At 65.9% G+C, this 5,957-nt stretch carries 7 protein-coding genes and 1 tRNA gene; 2 read left to right on the top strand and 6 right to left on the bottom strand.

Annotated features, from left to right (window positions below; all coding sequences use genetic code 11):
* Together Y705_RS16350 and Y705_RS0101015 are read right to left on the bottom strand one after the other, a co-directional pair.
* Window positions 1-218 (bottom strand): helix-turn-helix transcriptional regulator (locus Y705_RS16350; protein WP_155849835.1); only part of this gene is annotated, 218 nt, incomplete at its 3' end.
* Window positions 219-259: 41 nt separating this feature from the next.
* Window positions 260-1,582: a DUF2252 domain-containing protein gene (locus tag Y705_RS0101015; protein ID WP_026531526.1), complete on the bottom strand. Its 1,323-nt coding sequence runs from the start codon at window positions 1,580-1,582 to the stop codon at window positions 260-262.
* Window positions 1,583-1,691: 109 nt separating this feature from the next.
* Here Y705_RS0101015 and Y705_RS0101020 point away from each other — a divergent pair, with 109 nt between their 5' ends.
* Window positions 1,692-2,060: a DoxX family protein gene (locus Y705_RS0101020; protein WP_026531527.1), complete on the top strand. Its 369-nt coding sequence runs from the start codon at window positions 1,692-1,694 to the stop codon at window positions 2,058-2,060.
* A 157-nt stretch (window positions 2,061-2,217) separates the two neighbouring features.
* Here the strand turns inward: Y705_RS0101020 and Y705_RS0101025 are convergent.
* From Y705_RS0101025 to Y705_RS16355, 4 genes are all read right to left on the bottom strand, one after another.
* Window positions 2,218-2,293, bottom strand: a tRNA-Arg gene (locus tag Y705_RS0101025).
* Between the two features lie 98 nt (window positions 2,294-2,391).
* On the bottom strand, window positions 2,392-3,912 hold the full coding sequence (locus Y705_RS0101030; RefSeq protein ID WP_026531528.1) for an FAD-dependent oxidoreductase: 1,521 nt from the start codon (window positions 3,910-3,912) through the stop codon (window positions 2,392-2,394).
* Window positions 3,913-4,767, bottom strand: coding sequence for an FAD:protein FMN transferase (locus Y705_RS0101035; protein WP_026531529.1), 855 nt, complete (start codon window positions 4,765-4,767; stop codon window positions 3,913-3,915).
* A 17-nt stretch (window positions 4,768-4,784) separates the two neighbouring features.
* Window positions 4,785-4,985, bottom strand: coding sequence for a hypothetical protein (locus tag Y705_RS16355; protein WP_049822067.1), 201 nt, complete (start codon window positions 4,983-4,985; stop codon window positions 4,785-4,787).
* 146 nt (window positions 4,986-5,131) lie between these two features.
* Here Y705_RS16355 and Y705_RS16360 point away from each other — a divergent pair, with 146 nt between their 5' ends.
* Complete coding sequence (locus tag Y705_RS16360) at window positions 5,132-5,686, top strand: GAF and ANTAR domain-containing protein (protein ID WP_049822068.1); 555 nt, start codon at window positions 5,132-5,134, stop codon at window positions 5,684-5,686.
* Window positions 5,687-5,957 lie beyond the last annotated feature (271 nt).

Consider the following 5,957-nt stretch of genomic DNA (forward strand, 5'->3'; position numbering starts at 1 on the left):
CACTTCGGGATGAGCTGGGCGCCCGGTCCGAGCTGATAGCCGCCCGCCACGCCGGGGGATGCCTGGATGGGATAGCCGAGGGTTCGCAGTTTCCCGATGTCCCGGCGGACCGTGCGCTCCGTGACTTCCATGCGTACGGCGAGTGCGGGGCCCGTCCATTCCCGCCTCATCTGGAGGAGGGACAGCAGGTGCAGGAGCCGCGCCGAAGTCTCGAGCATGATCCCAAGCTACCCGCTATCGAGGACAGCAATAGTCCTGATCAGGCGATGGTGGTGGCCGGCACAGCGGTGATTTTCCCTTCCCGGAAGGCATCAACGAAGAGTGCGTGATCTCTGCGGACCGTTGCGGCATACTCCTCCGCGAAACCGATGATGTCCCCGATGAATTCTTCCTTTCTGCCGGTCAGTACCTCGGCGATGGCTGTTTCGGTGCGGAACGGAACAAGGTCGTGGTCGCTGTCCTGGTCGGTGGAGCAGTGGATCTTCGCGGTGGCCTGGCCGAGACTCCTGAGGACCGGTTCCATGTCGCCGGGCTCGGTGAGGTCCTCCCAGTCCAGGTCTCGCTTGTAGGGGGAGAGCTCAGAGACGACATAGGAGGTGCCGTCAAGCGTGGTGTAGCCGAGGAAGGGGTCCGTGTGGGTCTGGAGCGAGCGCTGGCTGATGACGGCCCGGTGTCCGTCGTCGATGAAGTAGTTGCGGACACGCTCATCCGTGACGATCCGGCTGGGGGCCGCGATACTCGATTGTTTCATCGTCAGGATGATGTCGTTCTCCTGGGCCTCGTCGAAACCCTCAATGAGGATGTTGTAGGTGGGAAGTCCGGCGCTGCCGATGCCGAACCCCTTCTTGCCGACGATCCCCTTGACCCGGTAGAACACCCTCCGCCGGGACCGTTCGTTCCGGGAAATCGTGTCGAGATATGCCTGGAAAGCACTTTCGACTTTGCGGCGCTCGGCGTCCTCAAGCTGCCGGATGGACCCGTCGTCGCGGAACTGGCGTTCGTAGTCCTCGATGTGCGTCAGAGCATCGAGGAGCCGAGTCCGCTTGGCCGCCCGAGCCACCTGCAGGATCGAGTAGATGGTGCCTTCGGAATTGTGCAGGCCGAAGGAGAAGTCGGACCGTTCGTCTTTCACATAGTCATCGACTCTTCCGAGATAGGACTCCAGGTAGGTACGCGCCAGCTCCCGGGTGGACTCGGCGGGAAGCGCCTTTTGCCAGCACAGCAGAGTCAGGGACGCCGCAAAACGCCGCAGGTCCCATGAGAAATGCCCCACATAGGCTTCGTCGAAATCGTTGACGTCGAAGGTCAGCTTGCCCTCGTTGCTCATATAGGTGCCGAAGTTCTCGGCGTGCAGGTCCCCGTGGATCCACACGCGGCTGGTCTTCTCATCCGCCCAGGAATCCTCCAACTCCTTCATATCGGAGTAGAAGATGGAGGCGCTGCCCCGATAGAACGCGTAGGGGTCGGCTGCCATCTTCCGGAACCGTGCCCGGAATGCGCGCGGATCAGCCTGCATCAGGTTGTCGTGAGCCTCCACGAGGGTGTCGATGATGTGCTGCTGACGGGGGTTTGTTTCAGCCATCGGAACAGCCTACTAGCGACTGCTGGTGACTGGCTGGGACGGATGCTTTCCAAAGATCCGGCGGAGGCGCAGAATTATCGGACGGAAGCCATCAGCCCGAGGACGTTCCATGGATATCGCACTCTGGATCGCCGCCGCCATCCTTGCCGCGTTCTTCCTCGCAACAGGGATCTCGAAGACGTTCCTTCCCCTCGACAAACTCGCCTCCCGTGGGCTGGAGTGGGCGGAGGAGAAACCCGCCTACGCGCGGACAGGCGGGGTCGCGGAGATCCTCGGTGCCCTCGGGCTGATCCTCCCGGCGGTGTTCAACATCGCCACGTTCCTCGTCCCCCTGGCGGCTGCGGGCCTTGCCCTGGTGATGGTGCTGTCCATCATCTTCCACCTGTCGCGGGGCGAGAAGTCCTTCGCCATCAACATCGTGGCGCTGCTGCTTGCCGTCTTCGTGACATGGGGGCGCTCGAGTAACTGGCCGCTCTAGCTGCGGGTGCCGGAGCTCCCGGTTGGAGGAAGTGCATGCACTGCAATCACTTCGCTGGAGGTATCCGCGAGGAAGCCGTCCGGCAACGAAAAACCGCCGCCGCCCTTTTCAGGACGACGGCGGCTTCCTTCTCGCTGCAGGAACTTCCCTGCTGCTGTGGTGCCCTCGATAGGATTCGAACCTACGACCTTCCGCTCCGGAGGCGGACGCTCTATCCCCTGAGCTACGAAGGCAAGGAACGCGGCGAGCGCGCCCTCAAGAGGACTTATCGAGCTTAGCAGGTGGACGATGCCCCGCGAAAACCGGCGGGCGGGAAAGACGCAGTGCAGGTTCAGTACCCGAGGAACGCGTCGGTGGCGACGCGTCGGGTGCCGGCCTGCTTCAGTGTTGCCCTGAGGTGGGCGATGATTCTCGGCGAGCCCGAGACATAGGCCCGGCGCTCGCGGAGGTCCGGGATTTCGCTGACCAGCGCGTCGGCGTCCGGGTAGCCGGAACCGGCGTAACGCCAGGAGGCGGGCAGCACTACGCCATCGTCGGAGGGGTTGTCCGCCGCGAACAGGATCACCCGGGTACCGAGATCCTTCAGCTCCGCCAGGTAGGCGATCTCGGCGGACGACGTCACGACGTACACCAGGACGACGTCCCGCTCCTGCCCGCGCTCCGCCACGTCCCGCAGCTGGCTGAGGAAAGGCGTCACGCCGATGCCGCCCGCCGCGAGGAGCAGCGGAACCGACGGGTCGCCGGGCAGGCGGAAATCCCCGCCGACCAGGGTGCCGGTGATGCTCGCACCCTCGCGGAGGCCGAGGAGGGCTTTCTTGAAGGAGCTGCTCGGCTCGGCGGTCCGGAGGCCGAAGCTGATCCGCGAGGTGTCCTTGGGCGCCGAGGTGATGCTGAACGTCCGCCGCGCCCCGCGTGCGTCGGCGCGTTCATGGGGAAGGGTCAGCTCCATGTACTGCCCGGCATCGAACCGCACGGGCCGGGCCGGTTCGAACACGAGCTCGGTGCTGGTGGGCGTCAGCTGCCGTTGGCCCGAGTAGCGCAGACGCACCCCGCGGCGCTGGCCCATCAGGAAGGCCACCGCGTTGCCGATCACCAGGGCGAACTCCGGTCCGAGGAGGATGGGGCCGATGCTCGGCTGGGAGGCGAAGATGACGGCCACGACGACGGCGACCGTCAGCTGCTGCCACCGCAGCGGTGGGAGGGTCAGGGGTTCGGTCAGCAGAAAGCCGACGAGGAACAGGATGGGGTAGGAAAGGAAGATCAGCTGGGCGGCAGCGCCCGCGCCCAGGCCGTTACCCACGAGCCCCGCGATCAGGATGGCAGCGCTCACCACCACGAACACCAGCCCCAGAGTCAGCTTCCCCGTCCGGTACAGCAGCACGAGGGCGCCGAGGAGGACAAGGGGCAGCAGGTAGGGATTGGCGACCCACCACCCTGCCGCTGAGACACCGAGCAGCGTCGCAACCACCGCGCCGATCGCCGCGGGATTGAAGACGTGGCGGCCGCGGACGGCCAGGAGGAACTTCGAGGCACCCGCTGCGAGGCCTGCCACGGCGATGCCGCCGAGCCCGGCGGCGGTGTTCGACGGAAACATGATGAAGAACAGGATCAGGCCGGTGATCAGGGTCGATTCGGCGTGCGGCCGGAGGCGAAGGATGAGCGCCATCAGGCGGGTGCCCACCACGGTGGAGGCGAGCGTGACAGCGAGGGTCGCGGCGAGCTCGGTCAGGGTGAAGGCCAGCAGCCCGGCGGCGGAGAGGAGGAATGCCTCGAGGGCCAGCGCCACCAGGAGGGCCAGCGTCAGCCGGTACATCGTGAATCGGCCCAGCAGGGTATCGAATTGGGTTCTCATCTAGAAGAGCGCTCCATTCAGGGAAGGGGAGTAGCGGGCGCGCCCGTCGGAGAAAACCTGGACGTAATCGAACTCGAACTCGGCCGCCAGGTTGTCCGGCTCCGTCAGGAAGAGTGCCGTGGCAAGGGCATCCGCCGTCATCGTGTCCGCGGCGAGCACCCAGGTGGCGACCACGCGCTCCACGCTTCTGCCCGTCGCGGCGTCGACCACGTGGTGGAGCCCATCGCCCCAGGCCCGCCGGTTGGAGGCCGATGCGCACAGCGCGCGGTTGTCGAGCACCACGGTGCCGATGGCCGACGTCGGATCATAGGGGTGTTCGAGGGCCACGGTCAGCGGGCGGAGCCCTCGGTGCAGCATATCGCCGCTGGCGTCGACCAGGACGTCGTCGTAGCCGGCGGACGCCAGGAAAGCCCCCACCAGGTCCACGAGCTGGCCCTTGCCCGCGGCGCCGATGTCGAGGAGCACCGGCCGGCGAGCCGTCAGGATGTTGCCTTTCCACTCGAGGCCGTCCTCCCACCGCGGCGCGGCGCTCGCCGGCCCCCGTGGCGTGAGGCTGTAGGCGGCGTCGTAGCCCTGATGCTCCAGCACGGAACCCACGAGGGGTGACATCGAGCCTCCCGTGATCCGGTACAGGGTGGTGTACAGGGCGCCGAGCTCCGCGCCGGAGTCGGGAAGCGTCAGCGAGCCGCCTGCCCTCGCGAGCGCCGACACCGCCGAATCCGTGCGGAAACGCGAGTACACGGCGTCGTACTCGTCGGTGAGCTCAAGGATGCGGCGCCGCGTCGCGGGATCGAGCTCGGCGCCGCTGTCGACGCGCCAGGCGGTGCCGATCGCGTCGAAGGTGAAGCTGCTCATGATGGAAGACTCCCCACCTAGAGTGCGGCTTCGCTCTTGATCTTCTCGGCGGCTTCGGAGAATCCGCCGCTGGACAGGGAGGATCCTGCCACCTTGTCGACCTCGAGATCGTCGAGCTTCTTGCCGTTGATCTCCTCCTGGATGCCGCTGGCGAAGCGCTCCTGGTAAAGCTTCGTCGTGGGGTTGGAGGGCATGGGCTCGGCCTCCGCCGCCGTCACGGCATCGCCTTCGAGGGTGAGTGTGATGCCGATCTCCTCGGGCCCGCCGGGAGAGACGTAGGTGCCTACCTGCGTGTAGGTACCGTCCTCGTACTTCTGGTCCGAGGCGGCATCACCAGGCGCGGCGGTCCCGGAAAGTCGAGACGGTGGCCAGCAGCAGCGAAACCGCCCGCAACCTCGATGAACTGCAATACTCCTTCGGGGACGGGCCCTGCCTGACCGCTGCCCGCACCCACCAAACCACCCACGTCAAGGACACCCGCCAGGACGATCAGTGGCCGAACTATGTAGTTGCGATCGATGAGCACGGGATTCGCTCCATCCTCGGGGTGCCGATCCCGCTGGACGGGAACGCGGGTTGCGCCCTGAACCTTTACGCGACGACACCGAACGCTTTCACCGACGAGGCTAGGTCCACCGCTGAAACCTTCGCCCGCGAAGCCTCCGCGTCCCTCCGCCTGGCCGTTCACATCGCGCAGCTGACCGAGACGAGCGAAAACCTTCGATCGGCGATGTCGTCGCGCACCACCATCGATCTTGCCGCCGGAATCATCATGGGACAAAACCGGTGCAGCCACGACGCAGCCATGACCATCCTCAAAGCCGCCTCCAACGCACGCAACATTAAACTCCGCGACGTCGCAGCCCAGGTCCTGGCCTCCGTCGGCCAGCAAGCCCCCGAAACCCACTTCGACAACTAAAACACCCACCACCCTGGTAGCAACGTGGTGGCTGCGACCCGTATGCCTCTGTGTCGATGGCGGACGTCCGTACGCCCGGCGTGATGCGCGGGGCAACCCCGTTGATGACCTCGGCGAAAGGGTGAAGAACCCCTCCGATGAACGCGGTCAGCGATCGATCTCGTGTTGGGCGGCTTCGGCGAGTTCCCGTAAAGCGTGCTCGTCCTCTGCCGTGAAGTCCCGGGGGTCTTGGTCGATGGCGGACGTCCGTACGCCCGGCGTGATGCGCGGG

It is taken from the genome of Arthrobacter sp. H41 (assembly GCF_000520535.1).
Lineage (GTDB): Bacteria > Actinomycetota > Actinomycetes > Actinomycetales > Micrococcaceae > Arthrobacter_D.

Excerpts from the sequence above, each read along its gene's own strand:
- Y705_RS0101030 (WP_026531528.1), bottom strand. The coding sequence starts at position 3,912 with ATGAGAACCCAATTCGATACCCTGCTGGGCCGATTCACGATGTACCGG.
- Y705_RS0101015 (WP_026531526.1), bottom strand. The coding sequence starts at position 1,582 with ATGGCTGAAACAAACCCCCGTCAGCAGCACATCATCGACACCCTCGTG.
- Y705_RS0101020 (WP_026531527.1), top strand. The coding sequence starts at position 1,692 with ATGGATATCGCACTCTGGATCGCCGCCGCCATCCTTGCCGCGTTCTTC.
- Y705_RS0101035 (WP_026531529.1), bottom strand. The coding sequence starts at position 4,767 with ATGAGCAGCTTCACCTTCGACGCGATCGGCACCGCCTGGCGCGTCGAC.